This is a genomic window from Aliikangiella coralliicola (assembly GCF_007004725.1).
GTDB classification, from domain to species: domain Bacteria; phylum Pseudomonadota; class Gammaproteobacteria; order Enterobacterales; family Kangiellaceae; genus Aliikangiella; species Aliikangiella coralliicola.
In genome coordinates, this window is sequence record NZ_ML660168.1 from 67252 (window position 1) to 92827 (window position 25576).

The window sequence follows — 25576 nt, forward strand, 5'->3', positions numbered from 1 at the left end:
AATTAATTCCGACTTATGCAATAATCAGGTTGCTTGAATCGCCGGCCTTCTTTTTAAAATTAAGAAATACCAGATACTCACCGCAAACATAATCAGAATCATCGGCACCGCAATGGTAATCAATGTCGACCATCCGTGGCTAAATAAAATTAAACCGGCGGACAAAGATGCAAGAGCCTGAATAAAAAAGATAGTAAAATCATTAATCGCTTGTACTTTAAATCGCTCCTGCGGTAAATAAGCTTCTGGTAGTAGCAACGTCCCACTTGTGAATAGAAAATTCCAGCCAACGCCCAGTAAAACCAATGCCCACCAATAGTGCATGACGTGTTTACCGGCAAGCGCTACTATCACCACCAGTGCATACATTACGCACCCAACGATCATGAGCTTTGCAATTCCGATATAGCGAATGAGTATCGCCGAAAAAAGTGAAGGTAAATACATCGCCACGATATGACTCTGAATGACCCATTTAGTATCGTGTAAACTATGACCTTCGAGTTCATGCATGCTCAACGGCGTGGCTGTCATCACATAACTCATCACTGAATATGCAATCAACCCGGCGCAAACTGCGATAATAAATATTGGTTGTGATACCACTTCTTTCAACGAGCGTTTTTGTTGCCCAGACACTTTCTCTGCGACACCGATCGGACTAAGAAAAGCGATGAAAATAATCGCAATAAAAATCAGGATCGCCAACGCCAAAAATGAACCAGCAAAACCGTGGGGAGAATCAATCCATTCTTTTGCGACAACTGCAACTTCCGGCCCTAGTATCGCTGCGAAAATTCCGCCGACCATTAAAACAGATACAGCTTTAGCGGAGTCATCAAAATTGGTCAAACTTTCTATTGCCGCAAACCTCATTTGCGCAACGAAAGCCATGCTAAAACCAAGGAAAACTGCGCCGACAATTAATAATTCAAACTGACTTTGTATCGCCGCAACCATTGCCAGTAATGCACCAATAATTGCAATTGAAAGACCAATGATAGTACCAATACGACGACCGAATTTTTTCATCAACATAGATGCCGGGATCACTGCAGCAGCCGTTCCCAAGATCATCAGCGTCAATGGTAATGTCGCCAGGTCTGGGCTAGGAGCAATTTTGCTTCCTACTAATCCACCAGTAAAAACAACCATTGAAGATGAACACATGCCGAGTGGTTGCGCCAGAAATAATAGCCAGATATTTTTCGGCAAGCGAATAAAAAAACGGCCCAGAGCCGCTACCAGAATAAGTGCTAAAAGTGTTAATGTTAGAGTCAACGACATAAAAAGTGGTTACTGTATTATTAAGCCCAATAAGCTTGTCTTTGTCTAACCAAGACAGTATCTGACTTTGCAATATAAAGATAATGAAAATTAGTTGCTTAACTTGAATAGACCGGCTTTTAACGCTTAATCTTTCACAAAATCCTGACTGCTGAAATAATCAGCAGTCCAATTAAACAAGATAAGATGAAAACCGATTTTCAATTCAGAAATTCATTGACCTGAATTCAAGGTAATTAATTCCAGGATAATTAATGGGGATCTTGTTCTTCCAGCGTCATCCCACCCAAACCAGATTCCAGGGAATTACCGCTACTCTCAGAAGCATCTAACTTGATCATCAAACGTAAATCATTGGGAGAATCAGCGTGATGCAACGCGTCTTCATAAGTCACTTCGCCAGACTTGAACAAACGGAACAGACTCTGATCGAAGGTTTGCATTCCCTGTTCATTGGACTTGCTCATCAAATCTTTAAGTAAATGTAATTCGCCCTTACGGATATGGTCCGAAATCAATGGTGTGTTAATCAGTATTTCAATTGCCGGACGTCGGCTCTTGCCATCTGGTGTCGGTATCAACTGCTGTGCAACAATCGAGCGTAGATTTAATGATAAATCCATCAACACCTGACTGTGCTTTTCCTTCGGAAAGAAATGTAATATTCGATCAAGTGCCTGGTTTGCATTGTTCGCATGGAGGGTACACATACACAGATGGCCCGTTTCCGCAAAAGCCACAGCATAATTCATCGTTTCAGCAGTTCTAACCTCACCAATCAAAATAACATCGGGCGCCTGACGTAAAGTATTTTTCAATGCCGCGTCAAAAGTTTCGGTGTCAATCCCCACTTCGCGCTGAGTGATAATGCATTTATCATGGTTGTGAACAAATTCGATGGGGTCTTCGATAGAAATGATATGACCTGTGGTTGAACGGTTTCTATAACCAATCATAGATGCCAGGGAAGTTGACTTACCTGTTCCGGTCGCGCCAACAAAAATAACCAATCCACGTTTGGTTAAAGATAGTTTCTTGAGAATGTTGGGCAAACGTAGCTCTTCAATCGTCGGAATTGTTGTCTCAATTCGACGTAATACCATACCGATATGATTTCTTTGCTGAAACGCACTCACACGAAAACGACCTATTCCAGCTGCACTAATCGCAAAGTTGCATTCTCTGATGCGGGCAAAATCACGGCGTTGTTCCTCGTTCATAACACTGAGTACAACTTCACGCGCTTTTTCAGGTGTTAATGCTCGCTGAGTCACAGGCATTACTTTACCGTGGATTTTTATACTGGGCGGCACACCGGCGGTGATAAAAAGATCCGACGCTTTTTTAGTGACCATTAATTTCAGTAGACCTTCAAAATCCATCCTTATTCACTCCGGGTAAATTACTTACTGCAAATAACCATTTTTCAAAACCAGCTGCCAACTCTTACTGCTAATATTCTGGCACTGGATGAACGACAAAATGTCCTAGAATTCTTCTTTGTTCTTCGCTTTATCTTTTGCGTCCTGACGACTGATCAGACCTTTCGCCAATAAATCTTTCAAACATTGGTCAAGCGTCTGCATGCCAACCCCCAGACCAGTTTGAATTGCACTGTACATCTGGGCCACTTTATCTTCACGGATCAGATTTCGTATCGCGGCTGTACCAATCATGATCTCATGGGCAGCGACTCGTCCACCGCCATTTTTCTTCAATAGCGTTTGTGAAATAACGGCCTGTAATGACTCCGATAGCATTGATCGAGTCATGTCTTTTTCCGCCGCGGGGAATACATCGATAATACGGTCAATCGTTTTCGCAGCCGATGAAGTATGCAATGTGCCGAACACCAGGTGACCGGTTTCCGCCGCAGTCAGTGCAAGACGGATGGTTTCCAGGTCACGCATCTCCCCAACTAACACGATATCAGGATCTTCCCGCAGCGCGCTGCGAAGTGCTTCACTAAACCCAAGTGTGTCACGATGAACTTCCCGTTGATTTATCAGGCATTTTTTACTTTCATGCACAAACTCAATTGGGTCTTCGATGGTTAACACATGGCCATAGTGGTTGTCGTTGATGTAGTCAATCATTGCCGCCAGAGTGGTACTTTTACCAGACCCCGTTGGACCGGTAACCAGCACTAATCCGCGAGGATGCATACACATTTCTTTAAAAACCTGGGGAGCCCCCAATTCTTCAAGGGTTAATACTTGTGATGGAATGGTACGAAAAACCGCCGCTGCGCCGCGATTCTGGTTAAATGCATTCACACGAAAACGAGCGATTCCAGGCAAGGCAAATGAAAAATCCGTTTCGTAAAACTCTTCAAAATCTTTTCGTTGTTTATCGTTCATAATGTCATACACCAGACTATGGACCATTTTGTGGTCCATTGGCGGGACATTAATTCGCCGAACGTCACCGTCAACCCTGATCATCGGTGGCAAACCTGCCGACAGATGAAGGTCTGATGCTTTATTTTTTACGCTAAACGCGAGTAATTCGGTTATATCCATGGATAGAATACTCCAACATTTCTTTTTGTTAGATGCTAAAATACTAGCGGATCTTTTAATTGATTGATACTTTTACGTTTTTTAAAATGCGGCGCGGTTTATTACTGCATCAAAACGCTTAGAAAATACTTCTATGAATATAGCAGATCAAATCCGAGAAGTTCGATTAAATATCAACCAATACTGCGCGCAGGCCGGCCGCAGCCCCAGTCGGGTAAAATTGCTGGCCGTCAGTAAAACACATCCGGCTATCGCAATTCAAGATGCCTATGAGAGCGGAATCACAGAATTCGGCGAAAGCTATCTGCAAGAATCCCTGGTTAAAATTGAAGAATGCAAGCACATTCCAATCATCTGGCATTTCATTGGCCCAATTCAAAGCAACAAAACTCGACCAATTGCGGAAAATTTTGACTGGGTTCAAAGCGTTGATCGAGAAAAGATTATCACCCGTCTTGACCAGCAAAGACCACCTCAGCTCGGTCCACTTAAAGTCTGTATTCAAGCCAACTTGTTTAACGAGCCTCAAAAAAAGGGCGTCTCCCAAGAACAACTTACCCAGCTACTTGCAATTGCGGCAGCGCTCCCCAATATTCAATTACGTGGTTTGATGGTAATACCGCCAAAACGAGACACATACCAGGAACAATTAGCTCAGTTTAATCAGGTTAGTGAAATATTTAACGAACTAAGAAAAGAATTTACTAACATGGATACCCTTTCGATGGGAATGAGCGGCGATATGGAAGCAGCTATTGCCAGTGGCAGTAACATGGTACGAGTTGGTACCGGAATTTTCGGGCCCAGAAGAAACAATTAACAATAACCTAATTAATAAGACGATAGTTAATGACAAATTATTCAAAAATTGCCTTCATCGGTTGCGGCAATATGGCTACAGCAATCATTTCTGGTCTAGTCGCCTCAGGTTGGCCAGTTGAGAAAATCATGGCGAGCAATCCAAGTCGCGGCAAACTGGACAACCTGGCTGACCAGTTTTCTCTGCAAACAACCAATGACAATCGAGAAGCCGCTAATTTTGGCGATATTGTCGTACTCGCAGTTAAGCCGCAAAAGTTGCCTGAAGTTTGTTTGCAGTTATCTCAATGTGATTTTAGCAACAAACTGGTCATTTCGGTCGCAGCAGGATTTAGAGCAGCCAAAATTGCTGACGGACTTAAACAAAATCCGGTAATCATTCGTGCGATGCCAAACACACCGGCATTAATTGGGCTAGGAGCCACGGGGTTATATGCAACGTCTCAGGCGACGGAAAATAATCGGCAAATTGCCGAGTCCATATTCCAGGCAGTGGGACAAACCAATTGGGTCAGCAACGAATCACATATTGATATTGTAACCGCGATAGCAGGCAGCTCACCGGCTTATATCTTTCTCATGATGCAATCAATGGTTGAGCAAGCAGTATCATCAGGACTACCCGAACAAGATGCTTTTGATCTGATCACACAAGCCGTATCGGGCGCAGCGCAACTAGCCAAAGCGACGCCGGCAAAAACTCTGAATACACTGAGAAAAGAAGTCACCTCACCAGGCGGGACTACCGCAGCGGCAATCACCGTTTTCAAAAATAACGAATTCGAAGATATCGTCAAAAAAGCGGTGAGTGCTTCCATTCAAAGAGGTAGAGAATTAGGTAATCACAATTAGCACATGTTGCTATTTGTTGGACTAGCATCACGCTGCTTTTGAAAAAACAAAACTAACAAGGTAAGAAGTCATGAACCCTTTTGCTCAACTTATTTCAATGCTCATTGGTCTTTATGTGAGTGCAATATTGCTTCGATTTTTTCTCCAATATTTTCGTGCCGATTATTACAATCCAGTATCTCAATTTATTATTAAAATAACCGACCCTTTGGTTAAACCAATTCGCAGAGTCGTTCCTGGCTTTGGTGGTATCGATTTATCGACTTTGATACTTGCGTGGCTGGTGATTATTGTCAAATATCTTTTTATCCAATTTATCTCCTCTGGAATTGGTAATTTGAATATTGCAGCGCTGTTACTTTATTCCGTTATCAATGTGTTTGAGAGCGCGATCGGACTGTATATCTTTTTGATTATAGTACGAGCGATTGCAAGCTGGTTTATGCAGCCAGGTCAATACAATCCGGTGTTAGCAATCTTCGGCCAATTGACTGAGCCTTTGCTGGCTAAAGTGAGAGAAAAGCTCCCACCAACCGGCGGGTTTGATCTTTCTCCGATGTTAGTTCTCATTGTGCTATTTTTTATCAATAGCTCAATTAGCTATTATCTTTATCCGCTGATTGCGAAACTAACCAGTTAATTCCTCAAGCAATCTTCCACAATTGGCGTTTAAAACTAAAGCTTGCTAATGTTAAAGGAAACCAGCTTGAGTTAGCATCAAACCTGTGGAAGATTTTCGCCAATTACTCAGTCCAGAATTGCAGCTAATTGCATTGCTGAGCCGCCCTGAGTTAACCAACAAACAAGTCTCCGAAGCCCACACACTACTCCAGCAAAATCTAGACTATGACTTATTGAAGACCTTACTCGATCAGCACCGGGTCTGGCCTTGTGTTTATCTGAATGTTCAGTCGCACTTTGAAAACCGATTTCATGGCGAGACTTTTGCTTACCTGCATAAAAAGTACCTGCAAAATGTATCTTTGCATAAAAGGCAATTTCAGATCCTGACAAAGCTGATTTACCAATTTAATTCAGCGGGGATCCCCGTTGCGTCCATTAAAGGCTGTTTATTGGCAAAAAAGTTATATGGTGACATTGCTAAACGTCATTCTAGTGATATCGACTTAGTGACTAGACGTGAATATTTGGAGAAAGCCGACAAAATACTAAACCAACTTGGATTTAGTTGCGATGCTTATAACAAGCTCACGCCCAAACAGTTGATTATCTACTTTGGTCGGCAGAAAGATTTAAGTTATTGGAATAAAGATGGGATTCTTATTGAACTGCATATCCGCCTGTTTGAACACAAATCGCCATTATCAGAGAAAATCATTGGTGACTTACTAATCACTGATACAACAAAAAGCAATTCTGAATATGAGTTTATTTATCTTTGTCAACATGGTGCTCACAACTTTCATTACCGTCTAAAATGGTTGCTCGATATAGCATTATTTATCGAGACCAAGACAAAAGAAGAGAAAAACTTTCATAAGAGGGTTTGGAGTCTATCGGATCAATTTAATGCTAAAAGATATATTGCAATCAGCTGGGTGTTGGCGAGTATACTCTACGAAATAGAAGTTCCGAAGCTTATTTTAGACTTTTGCGCTAGCGACAAAACAACAATTATGCTTATCGAGAAATCCATTTTTAGAATCAAAGGAAATGACGCTACCAGCACATTAAAGTTTTGGCTTTTTACCAGGATGCGTGGTTTGATTTTTCCAGAAAAGCTACACCAAAAGCTTTTCACACTTAACGATATGCTTTTTTCACCTTGTGGAGTCGATTTAATAAAAATGTCCAAAATTCCAGATAGTTTTGCATTCTTTCATTATTTCTTGCGCCCTTTTTTTGTAGTGTGGCGAGTATTAAAGGAAATCAAACAGAGATAGAACATTCTGGAGAATTATACAGCGCTAGACGATACCATCAGCATCCAGTCAGCACGCCAATAACAAAAGCTTTCAGCGAACATGCATCTTAACCTATGGCCAATTTACCCACACAACAACGACCACACAGTCGCCTCTTAACCACTGTTTTTGACGAACAAAATCTGCGATGTTTAACCACTCGTATATCGAATGAAAAGAACTGGGTGAATCATGTTAATAAAAAGTCTTACCAGGGAACGTGGGACGTTTTAGCACTGCGCTGTATTCGCGAACATCGATTTGCCCATCCAATCTTGCAATGCTTTACCCACGACAGCAACCTTCCAGAAGAAAACTGGGAAAATTTACCGCTAATGGAGCACTACCCTGAAGTAAACGAGATTCTCAAAAAAATTCCGTGCACGATCAAGTCAGTTCGCTTTATGCGTTTACGAGCCGGTGCAAAGATCTTACCGCACCGAGATAATGGAGTCAGCCTGGAATATGGAGAGGCACGACTACATGTTCCAATTATTTCTTCATCAGAAGTTAGTTTTTTTGTGTCTGAAAATGAAGTCTTAATGAACCCTGGGGAACTATGGTACATAGATGCCGATCAAGTCCACTCGGTCGTTAACAGCAGCAGCGATGATCGAATACATCTAGTCATTGACTGCATTAGTAATTCCTGGTTAAAAAATAAGGTGCTTAATGATTAAAACAGTTAAAGAAATCAGAAAATCTATTACCGACCATAAGTATTAAAACAATGAGATGGTATAAACAGCTTGTATAGGTAAACTCTATTTGAAATAAAATAAAATCTTTTTCTCAGTTTTCTTTACTTCGGCTAATCAAGTGATACATTTAAATAGATAAAACAAATAATTAATTTTTAACCGTTAAATTTTTAATCGTTCAAGATAAGAGGTCATCATGGAAAAATTCAATTATCAAACACTGAAGTCAATGCAAGGAGAAAAGCTTACTCTGAAAAACTCTGACGATACGCAAGTTGAACTCACGGTCGATGAAATTAGCACAACTCAAGCTCATGATGACAAACGTGAAGCATTTTCAGTTTTGCTCAGTGGAGATAAGGAAACGCCCTTAGCACAAGGAACTTATCAGATAAACCATCAGAGTTTTGGTGAGGTTTCACTTTTTATGAGCCCAAACAGTGAAACAGAATATGAAATAATTATTAACCGCGAGTTACAAGAATAGTTTTTACTCAAGCTGCTCTTACTCAAGTAAGTAAAGCAGGATTTAAAAACCTGCTTTACTTAGAACGTGCAGTCTAATCTATACTTCCAACACTTCTTTTGGGTTCCACTCCATTAACAGATAGATCTCGTCATGGGCTCCCTTTATTTCAAATCCTAATCGTTCGTACAAACGGCGTGCAGGATTATGCCTCTCAACATGAATGGATACCGGTTGTTTAAGCTTTTCGGCTTTTGAGAACAAATCTTTTAATAAGTAGCTGCCCAGTCCTAATTGCCTAAACGACGGCATTAACGCAATATCAACAATGCGAATTTCTTCATCCCAATAATCAACAAAAAAACGCCCTGCTCGCTCACCTGCAGCATAAATGATATAAAAATGCTCTGTATTGTAACCACTACAATAATGATTATGTTGAGCAGCAAATTGACTCTTTAAGAATGAAAGTTTTTCTTCTTGACTAAAATTTGTCATCGCGAGCTCAGGCTCTCGAACAGAAGCATAAAGCGCTTCTAAAAAATCAAGATCACCGTCACCAAACCGCTTCAGTGATATTTTTTCTCGCCACAAACTAACTTCTGCCATAATCTTATGATCCTAATTGTTAGTTTAATCTGGAACTCCGCGAAACAGCCGTCAATTTAGTTTCGCGAAGGAAACAAACCATCGAGCGCTATGCAAAACTGCATAACCAACGAAGGCTGGCGGTTTTCATGAGCCTGACCTCCTCCCGATATAGCCAATGAACTAGATGCCATAGACGAGAGGTTAGCATCTGTTCTGATGTACTGATGAGTATCGATGTCAGCATCCGTTGCAGGAAACATAGTATTATCTGGTGTGTCAGCAGTTCCAATACGGCGAACACCTGCTACACGATGATTATGCGATGGTATTTCAGCTTCATCTAAAACCACCGTACTACTTCCCACACGCTCTCCCAAACGGCGTGGGGTAAGTCCGGGTCCTCGTCCTGGATGCATTGGGGCTCGCCCCTGTAAATTGGGCAAGCCAAGAGTTGAACGCCCATCCCCACCAAAAGTCGTTCCTAAAATAGCGAATAACGCGGTATTCTGGCTTATGGGTAACAGTTGCCCATCGCAGCTAGCCCAACTTCTGGGTGCGAACGTGTAAGGCAAAATTTTGATTTCACCAATAAATGGATCAGCCATTTTATTCTCCTCTAATTTCGAGATGGGTAAGTGCCAATAAGCGAAATAATAAAATTTACGCAAAGCGAAGGCATCATATTGTTATGAGCCTGACTTCCACCAGAGTTTCCAACGGCATTCGGAGAAAAATTAGCGACTCGACCTGTTTCAGCAGCATGATAGAACAACGCATTTTGTTTTCCCAAAACTCGTCCCACCGCTTGTGGGGAGTCAACTGGATTTTTTGATCCTTGCAGAGGATGATTATGAGAAGGTATTTGATTTGAAGTTAATACAACAGATTCATCACCATAGCGCCGTCCAATCGGGTAATTACTTAAACCCGTTCCTTGGCCAAATTTAACTGGTAGCCTTCCCCGTAAATCAGGCAACCCGAAAGTCGTTCGGCCATCACCACCATAGATCGTTCCAAGCAACGAAAACAATGCGTCGTTCTGACTAACCGCAAGGAGTTGCCCGTCGCAAAACGCCCAGCTACGCGGTGCAAAGTTTCCGCCAAACATCCTAATTTCACCAATAAATGGTTCGCTCATCAGATTCTCCTTAATTAATTGCGCGAGGGGAAAATCCCCAACATTGCAATAGAAAAATTCACAGCCAGAGTCGGCTGGCGATTTTCATGAGCTTGTCCTCCTCCTGTCGGCGTACCAGTTTGCGTTGACAACTGAGTTAAATTGGCGGATTCAACATAAACATTTCCGTTTGCTTGAGCAAAATTGGTTGTCTCATCATTGCTGATATTACTCGATGTTGCTGGATCGTTTGAAGCATTAAGTGTGTGTGTATGAGCTGCTATTTGACTAACTTCCAATGTCACTGTTTCAGCTCCATACCGTGCGCCTTGATTAAATCCATCACCTCGATGGACTGGAACTCGGCTGCGCAAATCAGGTAAGGCAAAACTCGTTCGCCCATCACCTCCAAACTGAGTTCCTAACAAAGCATAAAGCGATTGATTTTGTGCAATTGGTAATATAGCGCCATCACAAAATGCCCAATTTCTTGGGGCATAATTAAAGCCGAACAAACGCACTTCACCGATAAAAGGTTCTGCCATGATATTGTTCCTTGTCTGTAGTTTTCTAACATCGCCGATAACGAAACTGCGATCGTTTACTCAACTTGACTGACTATTACCGACCCCTGTGCTCCTCCATTATGACTTAGCTCTATCGTAATAAAGGACTTTTAAATTGATTGTTTTTTAAACTAGTACACGAATGAAGATAAAGTCAAGAAATCAAATTTATTTACCTAATTTACAATTGCGAAATAGCCAAAAGAGATATTTTAAGAGCATTACGATATTCAGAAAAACTAAAATCAAACTTACTAACTACAACATTCCCTTCTATACTTAAACTCAATATTAATCTAGGCAGTTTTACCTATATCAAAATTTTAAATTGGTATTTAATCGTCCAAAAATAGAAGGCAATGCACGTAGCTTTATCGGTTGTCTTAGCATTTAAGGAAATTACCTATGACTAACATTGGAATGAGTACCCAGATAGAAAGAAATAGTGAGGTTGTAGAAGCTCTAATTGACGGTGAAACCGTTATGATGGATATAGAAAGTGGCAATTACTATGGTTTAGATCTCATTGCGACTCGCATCTGGCAACTAATAGAAAAACCCCTTTCAGTTCAGGCAATCTGCTCGCAACTATTGTCAGAGTATGATGTGTCGGAAGAACAGTGTCATCAGGACGTCATTGATTTCATCAATCAAATGGCACAAGTACGAACCGTCACGATAGCTTAACTGACAGTTATTCATAAGCAATGATTTTGGTCCTCGTACAAAAAATTCGTAGTGCATATAATCTGCCATTCAGAGAGAAATTCTGGTTTCTCTTTCTATATCCCTACAGCGGATTAATTAGAGCTATGATTTTGTTAATACCATTTCGCAAAATAGCCATGTATTTAGGCAAATATCACCATAATTATCAATTATCCTGCCTCGCCTCCGACAAACAACTTGGGATAGCCCGGCGAATCGGACACGTTATCAAATTGGTTGCTCGATACACCCCATGGGATTCAAAGTGTTTCGTGCAAGTCATTATGGCAAGAACTTTATTGGGATGGTATCAAATTCCATACGTAATACATTTTGGTGCAAGACTTACCAGGCAAAAGAAAAAACCAATGACAGCTCACACATGGATTAAAGTAGGCCCCTGGATCATAACTGGTCGACAAGGCCATCAATCATATGGCGTTGTAGGCTCTTACTTGGCACACTCAATATCTACGGATGTAAGTGTCTCACAGCAAATTTAATTAACAAGCCGGAAAAATATTTTCCTAAACGAAAAAAAATGAGCACTCTTTCCTTAACCCCTCTGTGGTATGGCTTTAAACAATTCTTCATGTTTTCTCCCCGAAAACAATCTGTGATTTTGGTCTTAATGCTCCTTCAGGGATTAACCGCTAGCATAGGCCTTCTCTTTATTATTCCTCTCCTGCAAATTATTGGCTTTGAAGTTGGAATTACCAATATCAATGGTATTGCAGCAAGCGCAGGTACATTGTTTGAATACCTTAACCTGGAACTTAATTTACCGAATATTCTACTTTGCTATGTATTAATAGTGACAACTATCGCATCATTACGCTACCAACTTACGATACAGACCTCTTCCATTCAGCAAGCTTATATTAACTTTCTTCGAAACAGGTTGTATCGATGTCTGTTGCAAAGTAACTGGCAATTTATCATTCAAAACCGGATGTCAGACTTTGCTCATAGCTTAAGCGGACAAATACAATCCATCGGCCATGCATCTAACTTGATTTTAAACATATTAAGCCAACTAATTCTCGCTACTTTGACACTCAGCCTGGCCTTTCTTTTATCTTGGCAGTTGAGTCTAATGGCAATCGGGTTTGCTCTATTATTATCAATATTACTATTTCCTGTGAACCGAATTATTTATGGCTCAGGGCAAAAGCAATTATTAAACTTCAAAATGATCTTCCAAATTTTAACAGAGCAATTAATCAGTTTAAAAATAATCAAAAGTTTCGCAGGTGAAAACTACCACGCGAATAAAATGCAACAAATCAGTACAGAGCTGGAAAGCCAACAACTTAAATTAGTTCGAATGAACGCCATAACACTTTGGCTTTATATGGTAATCACTGTAATTTCATTTAGCTTGTTTTTCTACATATCACAAACGGTACTGTTGACCCCCTTGGCGACAAGTTTGTTACTACTCGTGATATTTTCTCGATTACTCCCACAATTTTCCATGTTACAAAAAAATTATCAGCAACTGGTTCATAAGGTTCCGGCCTTTAACGATATCCATCAAATGATGGAGAAATGTATCAATCACGCTGAAGTTGACGCATCAGAAATACCCAGCCCAAAACTAAATAATAAGATTCAACTAAAAAACATCTCATTCCAGTACGCCGACAAAAAATCTCCGGTGTTCTCGAATATCAACCTGACTATTCATAAAAACCAAACGGTAGCACTTGTTGGGCCTTCAGGATCAGGCAAGTCAACCCTTGCTGACTTAATCGCCGGTTTATTAACACCGACGCATGGGCAAATTTTTTGCGACGATATTTTACTCGATGAGACTTTCAGATTAGCGTGGCGCAAGCAGATTGCTTATGTCACACAGGAAACCTACTTGTTCCACGATACAGTGCGCAAGAATTTAAGCTGGGTGACTAATAGTAGAGCCACTGATCAACAGCTGTGGGAGGTGCTAAGTCAGGCTTCGGCTGACACTTTCGTGCGAGAGTTGCCCCAAGGACTCGATACTATTATTGGTGATCATGGTATGCGCTTATCCGGCGGAGAACGTCAGCGGCTCGCATTAGCTCGCTCATTACTCACGAACCCCCAATTACTAATACTAGATGAGGCTACCAGCGCACTTGATCGAGATAACGAACAAAAAATACAGCAGGCGTTAAAGCAGCTGCGTGGCAATTTAACACTACTGATAATCGCCCACAGCGAGACTACCATTCAACATGTTGATAAACGAATCGAACTAACAACACGTTTGCCAGAAGATGATTTCAAAAAAGTTATTGAGTAATAAATCTTTCACAACCCGCTGGAAGAATATTAAGCGTCATATACTATTTCGTCAGGTTCCTCACGCCATATTAAGTTGGAGATACTTTTTACCAAGGCAAAATAATATGGTTCGACTTCACAAAAAGACCTTCCTCGGTGCCTGGAATAAGCTTTCAAGAGGTAGTTGGGCATTGATCGCAATTTATAGCTATACGCTGTGGTATTTGTTTTTTTCATGGAAACATATTTACAGTGCTTGGAAAAAGTTTCGTACCACGCTGTATAACAACGAAAAAATACCTTTTTATCAGCAATTTGCTCACTTAATATCCCTGGCAATATTGCACACTATCCCGCCTCACTTTTATTATCAATATCAACTTTATCGCGTACCAGAAAAACATTGGTTGGATTTTATCTACACCCATGAACTCCCTCATTGGCACCATATGATGTCTCCGAGTATCAGCGATAAAAGTCTACATTTGATGTCAGATAAACATGATTTTTCTATAGAGATGAAAAAATCAGGTATTCCTGTGATTGATACCAAACAAGTATTAGCCCAAGGAACAAAACCAGGTCACGAACAGCTTTTTGACCAAAGTTCGAGCTTTATCAAGCCAATAAATGGAAGTCGAAAACAAGGGTGCTACCAATTAAGATACAAAATCGAGCGAAATAGCTACCAACTATGGGGAAAGAATATAAGTGCTTTATCAGATAATAATGAGATACTTGAACAAATTAAACAGGATTTGATCGCACATTCATTACTACTGCAGCCACTACTATATAACCATCCAAACCTAGTTATGTATAGTCAATGTGAGGACTTAATTACAATCAGGCTTATCACCGAACTAACAAATGGCGAGCCTCAAGTTCTCTCAGCGGTTTTGGAAGTTCCTGCCAAAAATGACTTTCATAATGTAGATACTTATAGTATTCAGAAGTCAACGGGGAAACTAAAAACCACCAATCACCTTCAATTTAATGGGCGAGCACATAAAGAAAGAAATTTAGCCAGGCTAGATAACTATCAATTACCTTTATGGCAAGAAGCAAAATGCACTGCTATCAGCGCTCATAAAATATTTAGAGATATCAGGGCAATCGGCTGGGACCTCGCTATAACCACACAAGGTATCAAATTACTTGAAGGCAATATTAACTGGGGAGTCGCCCCACATATCCATGAAGTCAAAAGAAGCTTAGAAAGCTAAGAAGCACCAACCGTGTCACTAAGTTCACCGGGGTTAAATGTATCTTTGGATTCTGTATTTTGAGTCGAAAAAGTTTTTAATAACGGCTTGTTCCAAACTTTTTTTTCCTTTTCAGCAGGGATACTCTCTTGAAGCTCATCTGCGTTAATTTTATTATCATCGATACCCATCGCTTATTCTCCATTACGATTATAGACGTCAAGAACCAGCCGAAACAGCTTATTTAAAGCCAGTAAAGTACGAAAAATTATAGTATCGTGAACAATGAAAAACAAATATTTATTAGCCTTTTCAAGCTTGAGTCAGTGTTATAAAAAAACTCGTTGTTGGTATATAGTGCTAACAACTAATATGGCCCATCACCGCAAAACGATATGAATCAAATCCAGGCCGCAATAATTTAACCGGCGTTACGCCGTGATAAAACCAGGAAGGGAAAAAAACAATTTGGTTATCCATCGGTTTATAACGAGTGTAGTGACTTTCACTAAACAGATGATTTGTTTTAGCACAATTGGAGTCGAAAAGCACAAGGTCACCGCCGCTGTATGGTTTGGGAGAAGCATGAAAATAATAAACCCAACTAATAAATCTTGAAGAATTTCCTTGTTTAAAAAAACCGTCTTGGTGAATTCTAAAAAAACCGCCTTCGCCGTAAGCAGTTAACTTTACTTCGATATTCTTAATTGCTTTTTTTGGTATTAGAAACCGTTCAAACAGCTCATCTATTAACTTGAGTATCTTACTTTTAATATTCTGTTTTTCTTGACTTTCTAAAAACAAAACTTCGCTATTTCGGTTTTGATATTGATATTCAACCCGCTCGCCATCGCCATAAGAGATTCCTGAGCTTTTAAACTCATTGCTGGAACCGAGTGCTCTTTCCCAGAAATACTTTCTCTCACTAACTTCTAAAAATTTATCAAAAATGGCAAAGGGCGCAGGCTGTATTTCACTTTGCTTATATATCCCTGGTATGAGCATCTTTTGGGTAAATATTTTTTCCTGGTAGGCCGCTAACTTGTTTTCCGGGGAAAACTCTAACCATCGACGAACCAACTCTTCCGCTCGCGCCAATTCGCCTGTGCGCCGATATACATCCAATAGCAGCTGGTAAAGTTGATCGCTAGGTGACGCCAACAATCGCGATTGTATTTGTTGCACCATCTGTTCGCTGACATCGCGGTTATCGAACAAAAGAACGGGCTCTGGAAATTGATATAAATCGCCTTCGTTCGCCTTTTCTGAGCTTGGTGTAGCGTTACTTGCTGCCGTTGAGCTTTTGAAGCTTGTCATATTGTTTCCTGCAAGACCGATAGCAAGCTTGTCTGGTGAATAATTTTTTCTGATTATCGACAGATTGATTTTCGATTTCAATCGAAGACTGACGTTGCTTTCCCGATTTAGCATCAATTGCGCAGCAGGCCATCATCGCGCTATTCGACTGAGGCTGAGTAAAACCAAATGATAAGACAATACTACGCACTCTGGACATCTCATTAGAGAATAACTGTTCATATTCAATTAAATTTTTTGTGCAGCTCTTTTCCATTTTCTCAGTCAAATTATTTTCATGACAACTGTCAAAATATACCAACATACGCTCGAAGCATAAGTCGATAACTTTTGTCGCCAGGCTACTTGCCGATAAGGCAGTATCGTGTTCCTCCCACCCTGTCAATTCTCGTATAAAATCAGGTCTCAACCAGCCGGCAGTCTTTCTCTTCAAAGAATTCACAATCGCAACAGGATCTCGATACAGATAAAGCCATGGAATATTTGGAAGCCATTTTTGAATATAAGGTAAATACAAAGAACAATAACTGGTAAACTTAATAACACAGCGTTTTCCCATATAATTTGCGTATCTGCTATAAGCACTTACCACCGTAAGAAACAATTGTTTCCGCTGAAACTCGGTAATTTCCTTATCAAGCAGCAATTTATTAAGCACTTCGCTCTCCCTGATAACATAACAGTCAGGAAGAGTATCTAATAGATTACACAATAAAGTAGAACCGCAGCGGGAACTATGAAAAATTAGTCCGGCAATTGGCTCCATGCTTTTGTAACTTCTGCTTGTTAATGGGCGTAACAGGCGAGGCGATTTACTTTGGATAAGCCTTCTCTCAGTTTGAGAAATAAAAGCATCTGTTGGTTTTGCGTCCCCCCCCTTGATATATTGGATAACGATTTTTCCATCGTAATTGACATAGTCAAGCGGAAAATATGACGCATCGGAACGCTGATGCTCACGAGAACATGTTAAAGTTTCGCCACATGATGTTTCATCAAAACATATACTTTCCAAGTTTTTTAGCATAAGGCAGTAATTGTTTCCTTTTTCTCGTTCGGATTCTCCAAGGGTTTCTTCTGCTCATTGCCTGAATAATAATATTCTTCTACATCCATCAAAAACTCCAGAGAATCTAGTAAAGCTCGACTTTTAGAACTAATACACTTTTGCAAAGCGTTCACACTACTATAGCGTTCAACCAATAAACTATATTCAAGCCTGGGTATAAGCCTTTCTAGCTTTCGTTCTATCTCGGCCTTCTTATCTTTTTGAGGAAGGCATACATCATGTTTTTTTCGCCAACGAATATGTTCAGGCACAAGTCCTTCAAGAGTAAGCCGAAACGGATAGCGCTCAATCCCATCATAGATTTTTAGCTGGCTGGGCAAACTATAGAAAAACTCTACCAAGTCAACATCCAACATAGGATAACGATATTCAACTTTGAATAGCCGTCCCTCAAGTTCAGACTCGGTTAGCCGATTCGTCAGGCTTAACTCAAATAACTCAAGAGACTCTTTTCTATTAACCGAATGACACTGATAGTTGTTTAAAAACTTCACCAGTGTATTTTCCAGTTCGTACTGAGTTTTCCATTTTTGACCAAGAAAGTGGTTTTTAGCTCGAAATAGAAGTGAGTTTTCAACACCCGAACGAAGCCCTTTCATCTTTAGGTAGAGAGATGGTAAGAATTGTTTTATCGCCAAAATAATAAAAGAACGTATAATATTTCCGCCACGCCCTCGTAACCTCTTAGCTTTTAACAGCCGGAAAATCGAAATAAACTTTCTATTTCTAAAAAGTTCATCTGCAAACTCATCACCATAACCAGTGACACAATGATCCCCTCCCCACCCGGATAGCATTACACGCACGCCATTTTTTTTTGCGAGTTTTGAGCGTACAAAGTGTCCTCCATAAATTGGCACTACACCACCAAAGCAACGGTAAAACTTCTTCTTACTTTGTAATAATTGTTCAGAAGTGTCACTCGCTAAGCATTCAGTTTTCGGTGAATAATCCCATACGGGTTCAATATTCTCGTGTAATTTAAATGTTGTTTGAATATCTCTATAGACATCCCCCCAGACAAAGTAGTTTTCCTTAGTCAATGCCTCACACTGATGAGAAAAAGTGTAAAGAGATTGCTTTTTTAAATGCTGAGCCGCATATCCAACAATTCCATTTGAGTCCAAACCAGCACTGAGTTCAGCGCCTAGAGGATATCGACTATCAAGTCTTGCGATAACCGATTTTTCAAACCTAAGTTTTAGTTCTTCAATAAGCTCATTATCACTGTAGTTCTTCCAAGTTGTTTTACTTGTTAGCCGCCAATAACGTTGGAGTCGAGTTCCCTTCTCGTCAATTTCTAATGAATGGGCAGGCGGTAGTGCTTGTATCTCCGAATTAGGGGATTCGAAGTCTAGCGCTCCTAAATTCCATAATCGCGCTATCAACCAGGGTTCATCGTACTGATATCGATTGAACCATTCGGAGGTAAAAAAGGCATTATGCTCATTAGTGATCATGACGCCCCTTTCATTGCGTGAGTAAAATAAAGACTTAACGCCAAAATGGTCTCTGGCACAAAAAAACTTTTGCTTTTCTTCATCCCAAATAATAAAAACGAAATCGCCGCGTAACCGAGCAGGACAATCTACTTGCCATTTTTTATAACAGTGGGCTATGAGTTGAGCATCTGTTTTTATTCTCGAATCTTCTTCGCTGAAACTCAGCTGTTTTAGCAATACAGAACGATTGTCAACACGAGCATTGGCGCATATAGCGACACCTAATTCACTAGAAAAATATGACGCATCATCTATTGAACGCTCAGTATTTAATAAATGTGCCTTGGCCAAACCGACATCAGTTTCACTCGACACCCATTTACTTCGCTCGTCCGGATGCCAATAATCCGAAGCCTTAAGCATTTTGCTCAAAATTTGGCTGGCGCAACGCTCTTTATTTAATCGGCAAGCATGAATGGTACTCATGGCTTTTTCTCTCAATCAGCGCTTTCAATAAGACGTTACCCTTTAGAATCATCTGGTTTTCCAGTCGAAGTCAGGTAACCAAATTTACGCATAACGCTTCCGTGTTCATCAACGATAGATTGCACCTGCTCGCTATTCAACATTTCCAGCCAGTCACCAACAACTCCTTTACGAAAAAATCGCATAGCACTTTCAGAGCACTCCTTAAAAGGTTGGTGAATTTCCTGTTCTTGTAATCTTTTAAGTTGACACTGAGCTAGTGCATTTTTAATCGCGACTTCACTAGTCGGCAATTGCAGAAAATGGGCTATCTGAGTAAAGGATGTCATAGACTTGAACTTCAGGTCTTCATATCGAACAATCAATTTAGAAATGTCAGAGGCATTCACCCAGCTCATAACATGTTGCGACCAACTAGATAACAACTGGCGGAGTTGCTGATGAAATTTTAAGGGATTTCCACAAGTGGTCGCTTCAATGTTTCCCATATCCTCAATTGTTTTATCGATCGAGTTTCCTGTAAAGCAGGCGAGGGATACTGCGACATCCAAAGGATTACGAATGATATACAATGCCCCTCGAGTGGCTTCAAGGGGAAACAATCGATTGCTATCAGGTAAAGTCGTGTAAGCATCATGAACTTTATGATAACCATTTTGAGACATATTTTCAGATAACCAGCGATAAGCTCCCGGTCTTAATAAATCAATTTCATTGTGGCAAAGTTCGCTGATATCGAAATCTATGGCATCCTCTACCCATTTGCGGCAACTGGCAATCGGCCCAGTATCCAAATCATTAATTCTAAATTTTTTTTGCTCATCATTCAGTAAATTAAAAATAAAAGCCCTCACCCAGGTACTCCCTGATTTTGGATAAGAAGCCAGCCAATAAATTTTTGGGGCGACTGTGCTAACGCAGTTCATGCGGCAAGCACCTTCCCTCTGAGATCAGCTTCAATACTTTCAACTAACCTGTCAATCTCAAATTTATGACTTGGCCGAGTGACACGAGTCATTTCAATCTGATTAGCTAATTGACTACAAAGCTTAAAATGCTGTGCCTGTATACCTAAGCCATCTATATATCCGCGACGATAAGTATGATTCTTCAGTGGAGGTAATTTATCGCCACCTTCAATAGCTTGAAAAAGAATTTGATCATTCCGGTGATTGTTAAGAACATAGACCGCTCTGACAGGCAATGGCTTTTGACAAAATCTCTCCGCCATCGGATAAGCATACTTATCAATTTGTAAACGGATTTTGTTCAGTTCGCATATATCAAGTCCCAACTTTTCCACGGTGTCATGCCAAAGTTTTATTTGTGGATAGCTTGGTTGTACATTTAATTGCTGATCGATTACCGAAAGATCATCAGCTAACACTTCATAGCCCCTTTGATAAAAAGCAGCCGCCAAAGTTGACTTTCCAGTTCCTGATTTTCCTGCAAAAATAACACAGCTATCACCAATGCGAATGGCATTGCCATGAATGACTAGACGGTTTCTTTGATGCATAACAGCACCTAAACAGGAGCCGAGGATAAATAATCGAACACTTTGTTGGTCTGAATTCATACAAGGCTCTACGATCACTTCATTGCCCCGAGTTATATAAAACCGAGCAACTTCTGGTACGTGCAACCATATCTCTGATGGGGCTTGCTGGCAGAAAGGACGCGTCCGCCAGGGATTCTTTAAACCTTTTTTACAGACACTTCCTTTTCTAATACAAACGTCCGCTTTCTTAAATGACGTCGAAATAAGCGATGGCAGCTCAAACTCGCTAGCAATGTTTAATCCAAAAGCATTGTACTGTCTCATTATTGCCTGTTCTTAATTTTTTAATCATTTAGTTTTAATCGAACAACAATAAAACCGTTTAATTTTTTACTATCTGGCAATCATAAGCCTCATTGCCTCTTAATATTTAATCTGTGAAAGTGCAAAAATAGCTAAATGAACTATAGTAGGAAAAACCTTAAAATAAAAATCGAGCAAACAAAAAATCTCAAAACCAAATAACCAGTAAAGCTGGAAGCACACTCTGACAAAAAATGAATTTCTATGCGCATAAAATTGGGACAACGCTACCTTCATCTATCTAAATCAGAATTCTCATCGCTAGTTTTCATTCCACTTGTGGCGTGCACTTTATTTGTCGTCTTAATAAACCTGAAACCAACTTACATAGTTAAGGCAAAGCTGGTAGTTAGTAATTCCCTTGCAGGAGATTTTAAGAAAGGCTCGCTCAAGGGTTTACCAAAATCATTGAGGCGGGCGATAAGGGCGAGCCAAAAGCTAGCAATTGCCAGCAGTCAGTCGAGTACACAAGAAAAGCTAGCAATACTCAAGTCTAAAAACCTGTTAAGCAGCTTTATCAAACACCACAAATTGAAACAAGTTATGTATCCAAAGCGCTGGGATACAGTGAATAAAAGATGGATTAAATCTTCCTCCAACCTTATAAAGAGAGTTTTTGAATGGGGAGCGTCTCCGATAGAAGAGAGCTTCGAATCTCAACGAAAAAGTTATGAACCCAAAGACTACAAAGCACTTCAACTTTTATCAAAAAAGCTAAAAGTGAAAATGAACAAAAAGAATGGTCTTATTACGATCACGCTAAAGTGGAAAGACCCTACCACCGGTTCATACATCACCAAGCTCCTGATCGACTATGCTAATCAATTCATTCTCAATAGAGAGCAAAATATTATTAACGACGAAATAAAAAACATTGAGCATTTATTGAAAAACGAGAACAGGCCAGTCAATATAAAACTGTTACAAGAACAAATTGAGCAACGAAAAGTAAAACTTTCAACCGCCGCTTCTCAACTCGCTCAGCCTTTTAAAGTCATTGTTCCACCAAAGCCGCCAGTCGAAGCGACATTAAGATTCCCTTTTCTGGTACTCTTCATACTTTGGATTCTGAGTAATATTTTTACGCTCATAATGATCTCCAGAAATCGTTATGTAAAATACCACAAAGCCAAAGAACTCGTTTTTCAATAATAAGATCACTGTGAGGTTAATACGACAAATCTGTTAAAGTTGAACAACTAACAGAAACTGCGCGACATTATCCGTTATTGCCTTATCACCTAGCTTGTTTTTCCAATATTGATACTCGATGCCTATAAACACTTTTCCTTCATCGTTCCAAAGCGTTTTTCCCAGGTCATAACGAAATTGGGGCTGAGCCAAAATCCAGTCACTCACTTCATTACCTAATTCGTTGGTTCTTTCTCCAATATATTCTGCGTGACCACTTATCATGAAAGCGTGCTCGCCAATCGAAAATGGATAACTCCAGCTAACATCAATCATGTAACTATCATCATCACTCGGCGCACCTCCATTGTTAACCCCTTCACTATCGTCAATATAAGCGGTAAAGTCAGTATTGAGATAGGCAAATCCGTCGACATTCCATGAAAAACGAATACCTGGCAGGTATTTGGTGACACTGGCATCTGCAGCAAAATTAAACCCCATCACGGGCCCCCAATCCGCAAGCAAAGCCCCGCGCTGGCGACCGCTCATTTTATTTACGCTTAAATGGGTATACCACTCTCCATACCAATCTTGATCATTGAAACCATCGGGCCTGTTATCATCAATACGGTCAATAAAGAAAAAATTACTTCCATATTTCCAGCCACTCGCGTGTTGAAAAGTAACGATCGTGGTATCGGCTTTAACGCCATTTGCAAACGAGGGAGCTTTCAATTCTCCGTATTGAAAATGTATTTCGGTATTACTCCATTCAGCGCCATGAGCAGGGTTGATGCTATTTAGACAGACCATTAATAAAATAGGAATATATCGCTTGCAGTATTTTTCCATCGTTATTTTTCCATGACTATTTTTTATCACTACTTTTTCGAAACCGCTTTGTCCACAACTACTTTATCCATAACAACTTTGTCCACAACTACTTTTTCATAACCGGTTATTCAAAACACAGTGGTCATAGCGAAGCTTGCCGCTTTTCACCCCCCCAAAAAACCTGCGAGTAGCGACATGATTCGATAGAACAATCTGAAACGTAAACAAAACTTAGTTCATCACAGACATTTAGGCAAATTTGTATATTCCACAGAGCCTTTCCTAAAAGTCGAGTAAACGGCCAGAGCAATTTAATCTTCGGCGGTATCGCAAAATACAGGCTAAAATTGATTGATATCGATATGAGTTATACCTTTAACCAAAGGAACTAAAACAATGAATGCTTGGCGCTCACTCAGTATTAAAAATAAACTCACGCTAGCCATTGGTGGTTCACTTTTATTGAGCATTGTTTTTTCAACAATCATTTCTAATAGTTTGATGCGCTCGATAGCCCAGTCCAAAATAGAAAGAAATGATCTACCTCAAATACTCTCAAGTATTGCTAGTCAACTTGAACTCGAAATCGCTATTCCATTAAATACTGCGAAACAAATGGCCAATAACACTTTTGTGAATGATTGGTTAGCGAACGGTGAAAAAGAGTCAGGCAGAAGCGACATCCAGAAATATTTAGATCGCGTGAGAAATACCTCCCAGTCCAGTTTTTCATTTTTGGTTTCGGCTAAAACAAGCAATTATTACTCAGCCGACGGATTAGAACGCACACTTAGCCCCGACAGAGAAAGAGATCAGTGGTTTTATCAATTTTTAAAAAGTGGTCAGTCTTATGAAATGTCGCTGGACATCGATGAATCAACCGGCGCCTATACTTTGTTTATCAACTATCTTACTAACAATAAGCAGGCGATAACCGGTATTGGAATAAAAGTCGCTCAACTGTCGGAGTTGATACGTTCATATCGAATCGGCGAGAGTGGAAAAGTTTTTTTAATCGATAACGAAGGACTGATAAAAGTTCATTCAGACTCCTCCCTGGTCGGTAAGCAAAATATCCAAAACTTGAATTATCAAGATTTAGATTTGAGTCAACTACTCATCAAGCAAGGAAGCAATGTTATTCAAGTGACTCAGAACGAACCATTGTTTATGGCGTCGAAAAGTTTTCCGTCGTTAAATTGGCACGTTATCGCAGAGATCCCTGTACAACAGGTTTTCGAACAGGTTGATGAAACCAATCAAAAAGTGATTGTCGTCAATTTATTTATCGCCGCAATATTTTTATTTTTTGCCACCTTCCTCGCTCGTTCAATGGCCCAACCAATTGTTCGAACCTCTGAAATGCTCGACGCAATATCAAAAGGAAACGCCGATCTTTCAAAAACTTTGGCAGTGGAAAGTAAAGATGAAATCGGACAATTGGCAGTCGCTTTTAACCGTTTCGTTGAAAAAATGCGCGATCTGGTTATCAACATGGTCAACACTGCCAAAGAAGTTGAAGGAACTACTCGTCAGGTACAAGTATTGGCCGAAACGACACAGAATAATACGAATGATCAAATGCAAAGTATTGACTCAGTTGCCACTGCCATTACAGAAATGGGCGCGACAGTACAGGAAATTGCAGAAAATGCCTCTGAAACAGCCAAGGCTTCAAGCTCATCCGCAGACGAAGCGAAAGATAGCCAGTCTGTGGTTGAATCTACATTGAAAAATATCAATGTGCTTAATGAAGATATTCAAAGTGCAGCAACTGTCATCGAAACATTAGCGAAAGACGTAGGACAAATTGGCAGTGTGCTGGAAGTCATTCGTTCCATTTCAGATCAAACGAACTTACTCGCTTTAAACGCCGCCATCGAAGCAGCAAGAGCCGGAGAACAAGGAAGAGGTTTCGCTGTTGTTGCGGACGAAGTCAGAACACTCGCTAGCAGAACACATGAATCGACCGAAGAAATCAGTACCATGATCGACAAACTTCAACACGGCGCCAGTGACGCGGTTAAGGCCATGGAAGTGGGAATTGGTCGGGTGGCTGATGCAGTATCAGGCGCAAACTCCACAGGTTCTTCTTTAACCGCTATCACACAGTCAGTGCAATCAATATCCGATATGAGTATACAGGTGGCCACGGCAACCGAAGAACAAAGTACCGTGGTTGAAGATCTAAATCAGCATATCGCATCAATCAATAACAAAACTACTGAAACAGCCGACGCCGCTCGACAAACAAATGAATCTTGCGATCTTCTCTACGAAAGTGTGACTTCTCTTAATTCACTTGTTGGTAGCTTTAAGACTTAGAATTCGAATTCTTCCTATTTTATTGTCCTTCATCAATAGTTTCGCAACTTGCTATTGGTATCCTTAACGGCATCAGGT

The 25576-nt window shown here is 40.3% G+C and carries 26 protein-coding genes; 12 read left to right on the forward strand and 14 right to left on the reverse strand.

Going from position 1 to position 25576, the window contains the following annotated elements; genetic code table 11:
• Positions 1-24 precede the first annotated feature (24 nt).
• The 3 genes from FLL46_RS19400 to FLL46_RS19410 all read right to left on the reverse strand — a co-directional run bounded on the left by FLL46_RS19400 (position 25) and on the right by FLL46_RS19410 (position 3809).
• Positions 25-1287: an MFS transporter gene (locus FLL46_RS19400; RefSeq protein ID WP_142933011.1), complete on the reverse strand. Its 1263-nt coding sequence runs from the start codon at positions 1285-1287 to the stop codon at positions 25-27.
• A 251-nt stretch (positions 1288-1538) separates the two neighbouring features.
• Complete coding sequence (locus FLL46_RS19405) at positions 1539-2669, reverse strand: PilT/PilU family type 4a pilus ATPase (protein ID WP_142933012.1); 1131 nt, start codon at positions 2667-2669, stop codon at positions 1539-1541.
• Between the two features lie 105 nt (positions 2670-2774).
• A complete protein-coding gene (locus FLL46_RS19410; protein WP_142933013.1) occupies positions 2775-3809 on the reverse strand; it encodes a type IV pilus twitching motility protein PilT in 1035 nt (344 codons plus the stop codon).
• A 133-nt stretch (positions 3810-3942) separates the two neighbouring features.
• Between FLL46_RS19410 and FLL46_RS19415 the strand changes: the two genes are divergently transcribed.
• From FLL46_RS19415 to FLL46_RS19440, 6 genes are all read left to right on the forward strand, one after another.
• Positions 3943-4629: a YggS family pyridoxal phosphate-dependent enzyme gene (locus FLL46_RS19415; RefSeq protein ID WP_142933014.1), complete on the forward strand. Its 687-nt coding sequence runs from the start codon at positions 3943-3945 to the stop codon at positions 4627-4629.
• Between the two features lie 29 nt (positions 4630-4658).
• Positions 4659-5480 (forward strand): pyrroline-5-carboxylate reductase, encoded by an 822-nt coding sequence (gene proC / locus FLL46_RS19420; protein WP_142933015.1) that lies wholly within the window; start codon positions 4659-4661, stop codon positions 5478-5480.
• 70 nt (positions 5481-5550) lie between these two features.
• A complete protein-coding gene (locus tag FLL46_RS19425; RefSeq protein ID WP_142933016.1) occupies positions 5551-6120 on the forward strand; it encodes a YggT family protein in 570 nt (189 codons plus the stop codon).
• A gap of 85 nt (positions 6121-6205) precedes the next feature.
• Positions 6206-7384, forward strand: a complete 1179-nt coding sequence (locus tag FLL46_RS19430) for a nucleotidyltransferase family protein (RefSeq protein ID WP_168204247.1) — start codon at positions 6206-6208, stop codon at positions 7382-7384.
• A gap of 95 nt (positions 7385-7479) precedes the next feature.
• Positions 7480-8085, forward strand: coding sequence for an aspartyl/asparaginyl beta-hydroxylase domain-containing protein (locus tag FLL46_RS19435; RefSeq protein ID WP_142933018.1), 606 nt, complete (start codon positions 7480-7482; stop codon positions 8083-8085).
• A gap of 217 nt (positions 8086-8302) precedes the next feature.
• Complete coding sequence (locus FLL46_RS19440) at positions 8303-8593, forward strand: DUF6916 family protein (RefSeq protein WP_142933019.1); 291 nt, start codon at positions 8303-8305, stop codon at positions 8591-8593.
• A 78-nt stretch (positions 8594-8671) separates the two neighbouring features.
• On the opposite strand, the gene FLL46_RS19445 is transcribed toward FLL46_RS19440, so the two are convergent.
• The 4 genes from FLL46_RS19445 to FLL46_RS19460 are packed head-to-tail and all read right to left on the reverse strand — an operon-like array spanning position 8672 to position 10825.
• Complete coding sequence (locus tag FLL46_RS19445; RefSeq protein WP_142933020.1) at positions 8672-9181, reverse strand: GNAT family N-acetyltransferase; 510 nt, start codon at positions 9179-9181, stop codon at positions 8672-8674.
• A gap of 56 nt (positions 9182-9237) precedes the next feature.
• A complete protein-coding gene (locus FLL46_RS19450; RefSeq protein ID WP_142933021.1) occupies positions 9238-9768 on the reverse strand; it encodes a phage tail protein in 531 nt (176 codons plus the stop codon).
• An 11-nt stretch (positions 9769-9779) separates the two neighbouring features.
• Positions 9780-10301: a phage tail protein gene (locus tag FLL46_RS19455; RefSeq protein ID WP_142933022.1), complete on the reverse strand. Its 522-nt coding sequence runs from the start codon at positions 10299-10301 to the stop codon at positions 9780-9782.
• Between the two features lie 14 nt (positions 10302-10315).
• Entirely contained in the window at positions 10316-10825 is a 510-nt protein-coding gene (locus FLL46_RS19460) for a phage tail protein (protein ID WP_142933023.1), read from the reverse strand.
• A 426-nt stretch (positions 10826-11251) separates the two neighbouring features.
• Between FLL46_RS19460 and FLL46_RS19465 the strand changes: the two genes are divergently transcribed.
• From FLL46_RS19465 to FLL46_RS19480, 4 genes are all read left to right on the forward strand, one after another.
• The gene (locus FLL46_RS19465) at positions 11252-11533 is read left to right on the forward strand and encodes a lasso peptide biosynthesis PqqD family chaperone (RefSeq protein WP_142933024.1); all 282 of its coding nucleotides are present in this window, start codon (positions 11252-11254) and stop codon (positions 11531-11533) included.
• Between the two features lie 20 nt (positions 11534-11553).
• Positions 11554-12057: a lasso peptide biosynthesis B2 protein gene (locus FLL46_RS27975; protein WP_142933025.1), complete on the forward strand. Its 504-nt coding sequence runs from the start codon at positions 11554-11556 to the stop codon at positions 12055-12057.
• Between the two features lie 38 nt (positions 12058-12095).
• On the forward strand, positions 12096-13841 hold the full coding sequence (locus tag FLL46_RS19475) for an ABC transporter ATP-binding protein (RefSeq protein ID WP_142933026.1): 1746 nt from the start codon (positions 12096-12098) through the stop codon (positions 13839-13841).
• Between the two features lie 106 nt (positions 13842-13947).
• Entirely contained in the window at positions 13948-15048 is a 1101-nt protein-coding gene (locus tag FLL46_RS19480; protein WP_168204249.1) for a sugar-transfer associated ATP-grasp domain-containing protein, read from the forward strand.
• Here the strand turns inward: FLL46_RS19480 and FLL46_RS27135 are convergent.
• From FLL46_RS27135 to FLL46_RS19500, 6 genes are all read right to left on the reverse strand, one after another.
• Positions 15045-15218, reverse strand: a complete 174-nt coding sequence (locus FLL46_RS27135; RefSeq protein ID WP_168204250.1) for a hypothetical protein — start codon at positions 15216-15218, stop codon at positions 15045-15047. The two genes, FLL46_RS19480 and FLL46_RS27135, sit on opposite strands and share 4 nt — an antisense overlap.
• A 169-nt stretch (positions 15219-15387) precedes the next feature.
• Positions 15388-16344 carry a 2OG-Fe(II) oxygenase gene (locus FLL46_RS19485; RefSeq protein WP_168204251.1) on the reverse strand — a complete coding sequence of 319 codons (957 nt, stop codon included), beginning with the start codon at positions 16342-16344 and terminating at the stop codon, positions 15388-15390.
• Positions 16310-17371, reverse strand: a complete 1062-nt coding sequence (locus FLL46_RS27140; protein ID WP_168204252.1) for a sulfotransferase — start codon at positions 17369-17371, stop codon at positions 16310-16312. The genes FLL46_RS19485 and FLL46_RS27140 overlap by 35 nt, the downstream gene beginning before the upstream one ends.
• Positions 17365-19341: an asparagine synthetase B family protein gene (locus FLL46_RS19490; protein WP_142933029.1), complete on the reverse strand. Its 1977-nt coding sequence runs from the start codon at positions 19339-19341 to the stop codon at positions 17365-17367. The genes FLL46_RS27140 and FLL46_RS19490 overlap by 7 nt, the downstream gene beginning before the upstream one ends.
• Before the next feature lie 35 nt (positions 19342-19376).
• Positions 19377-20267 carry a sulfotransferase domain-containing protein gene (locus FLL46_RS19495; protein WP_142933030.1) on the reverse strand — a complete coding sequence of 297 codons (891 nt, stop codon included), beginning with the start codon at positions 20265-20267 and terminating at the stop codon, positions 19377-19379.
• Entirely contained in the window at positions 20264-21166 is a 903-nt protein-coding gene (locus FLL46_RS19500; protein WP_142933031.1) for a phosphoenolpyruvate carboxykinase (ATP), read from the reverse strand. Before FLL46_RS19500 ends, FLL46_RS19495 begins: the two co-directional genes overlap by 4 nt.
• Before the next feature lie 243 nt (positions 21167-21409).
• On the opposite strand from FLL46_RS19500, the gene FLL46_RS19505 reads away from it, so the two are divergent.
• Entirely contained in the window at positions 21410-22357 is a 948-nt protein-coding gene (locus FLL46_RS19505) for a hypothetical protein (protein WP_142933032.1), read from the forward strand.
• Between the two features lie 33 nt (positions 22358-22390).
• On the opposite strand, the gene FLL46_RS19510 is transcribed toward FLL46_RS19505, so the two are convergent.
• Positions 22391-23191, reverse strand: a complete 801-nt coding sequence (locus FLL46_RS19510) for a hypothetical protein (protein WP_210418764.1) — start codon at positions 23189-23191, stop codon at positions 22391-22393.
• A 378-nt stretch (positions 23192-23569) separates the two neighbouring features.
• On the opposite strand from FLL46_RS19510, the gene FLL46_RS19515 reads away from it, so the two are divergent.
• Complete coding sequence (locus FLL46_RS19515) at positions 23570-25498, forward strand: methyl-accepting chemotaxis protein (RefSeq protein ID WP_142933033.1); 1929 nt, start codon at positions 23570-23572, stop codon at positions 25496-25498.
• Positions 25499-25576: the final 78 nt, after the last annotated feature.

Excerpts from the sequence above, each read along its gene's own strand:
- FLL46_RS19400 (WP_142933011.1), bottom strand. The coding sequence starts at position 1,287 with ATGTCGTTGACTCTAACATTAACACTTTTAGCACTTATTCTGGTAGCG.
- FLL46_RS19405 (WP_142933012.1), bottom strand. The coding sequence starts at position 2,669 with ATGGATTTTGAAGGTCTACTGAAATTAATGGTCACTAAAAAAGCGTCG.
- FLL46_RS19410 (WP_142933013.1), bottom strand. The coding sequence starts at position 3,809 with ATGGATATAACCGAATTACTCGCGTTTAGCGTAAAAAATAAAGCATCA.
- FLL46_RS19415 (WP_142933014.1), top strand. The coding sequence starts at position 3,943 with ATGAATATAGCAGATCAAATCCGAGAAGTTCGATTAAATATCAACCAA.
- proC (WP_142933015.1), top strand. The coding sequence starts at position 4,659 with ATGACAAATTATTCAAAAATTGCCTTCATCGGTTGCGGCAATATGGCT.
- FLL46_RS19425 (WP_142933016.1), top strand. The coding sequence starts at position 5,551 with ATGAACCCTTTTGCTCAACTTATTTCAATGCTCATTGGTCTTTATGTG.
- FLL46_RS19435 (WP_142933018.1), top strand. The coding sequence starts at position 7,480 with ATGGCCAATTTACCCACACAACAACGACCACACAGTCGCCTCTTAACC.
- FLL46_RS19440 (WP_142933019.1), top strand. The coding sequence starts at position 8,303 with ATGGAAAAATTCAATTATCAAACACTGAAGTCAATGCAAGGAGAAAAG.
- FLL46_RS19445 (WP_142933020.1), bottom strand. The coding sequence starts at position 9,181 with ATGGCAGAAGTTAGTTTGTGGCGAGAAAAAATATCACTGAAGCGGTTT.
- FLL46_RS19450 (WP_142933021.1), bottom strand. The coding sequence starts at position 9,768 with ATGGCTGATCCATTTATTGGTGAAATCAAAATTTTGCCTTACACGTTC.
- FLL46_RS19455 (WP_142933022.1), bottom strand. The coding sequence starts at position 10,301 with ATGAGCGAACCATTTATTGGTGAAATTAGGATGTTTGGCGGAAACTTT.
- FLL46_RS19460 (WP_142933023.1), bottom strand. The coding sequence starts at position 10,825 with ATGGCAGAACCTTTTATCGGTGAAGTGCGTTTGTTCGGCTTTAATTAT.
- FLL46_RS19465 (WP_142933024.1), top strand. The coding sequence starts at position 11,252 with ATGACTAACATTGGAATGAGTACCCAGATAGAAAGAAATAGTGAGGTT.
- FLL46_RS27975 (WP_142933025.1), top strand. The coding sequence starts at position 11,554 with ATGATTTTGGTCCTCGTACAAAAAATTCGTAGTGCATATAATCTGCCA.
- FLL46_RS19475 (WP_142933026.1), top strand. The coding sequence starts at position 12,096 with ATGAGCACTCTTTCCTTAACCCCTCTGTGGTATGGCTTTAAACAATTC.
- FLL46_RS19480 (WP_168204249.1), top strand. The coding sequence starts at position 13,948 with ATGGTTCGACTTCACAAAAAGACCTTCCTCGGTGCCTGGAATAAGCTT.
- FLL46_RS27135 (WP_168204250.1), bottom strand. The coding sequence starts at position 15,218 with ATGGGTATCGATGATAATAAAATTAACGCAGATGAGCTTCAAGAGAGT.
- FLL46_RS19485 (WP_168204251.1), bottom strand. The coding sequence starts at position 16,344 with ATGACAAGCTTCAAAAGCTCAACGGCAGCAAGTAACGCTACACCAAGC.
- FLL46_RS27140 (WP_168204252.1), bottom strand. The coding sequence starts at position 17,371 with ATGCTAAAAAACTTGGAAAGTATATGTTTTGATGAAACATCATGTGGC.
- FLL46_RS19490 (WP_142933029.1), bottom strand. The coding sequence starts at position 19,341 with ATGAGTACCATTCATGCTTGCCGATTAAATAAAGAGCGTTGCGCCAGC.
- FLL46_RS19495 (WP_142933030.1), bottom strand. The coding sequence starts at position 20,267 with ATGAACTGCGTTAGCACAGTCGCCCCAAAAATTTATTGGCTGGCTTCT.
- FLL46_RS19500 (WP_142933031.1), bottom strand. The coding sequence starts at position 21,166 with ATGAGACAGTACAATGCTTTTGGATTAAACATTGCTAGCGAGTTTGAG.
- FLL46_RS19505 (WP_142933032.1), top strand. The coding sequence starts at position 21,410 with ATGCGCATAAAATTGGGACAACGCTACCTTCATCTATCTAAATCAGAA.
- FLL46_RS19510 (WP_210418764.1), bottom strand. The coding sequence starts at position 23,191 with ATGGAAAAATACTGCAAGCGATATATTCCTATTTTATTAATGGTCTGT.
- FLL46_RS19515 (WP_142933033.1), top strand. The coding sequence starts at position 23,570 with ATGAATGCTTGGCGCTCACTCAGTATTAAAAATAAACTCACGCTAGCC.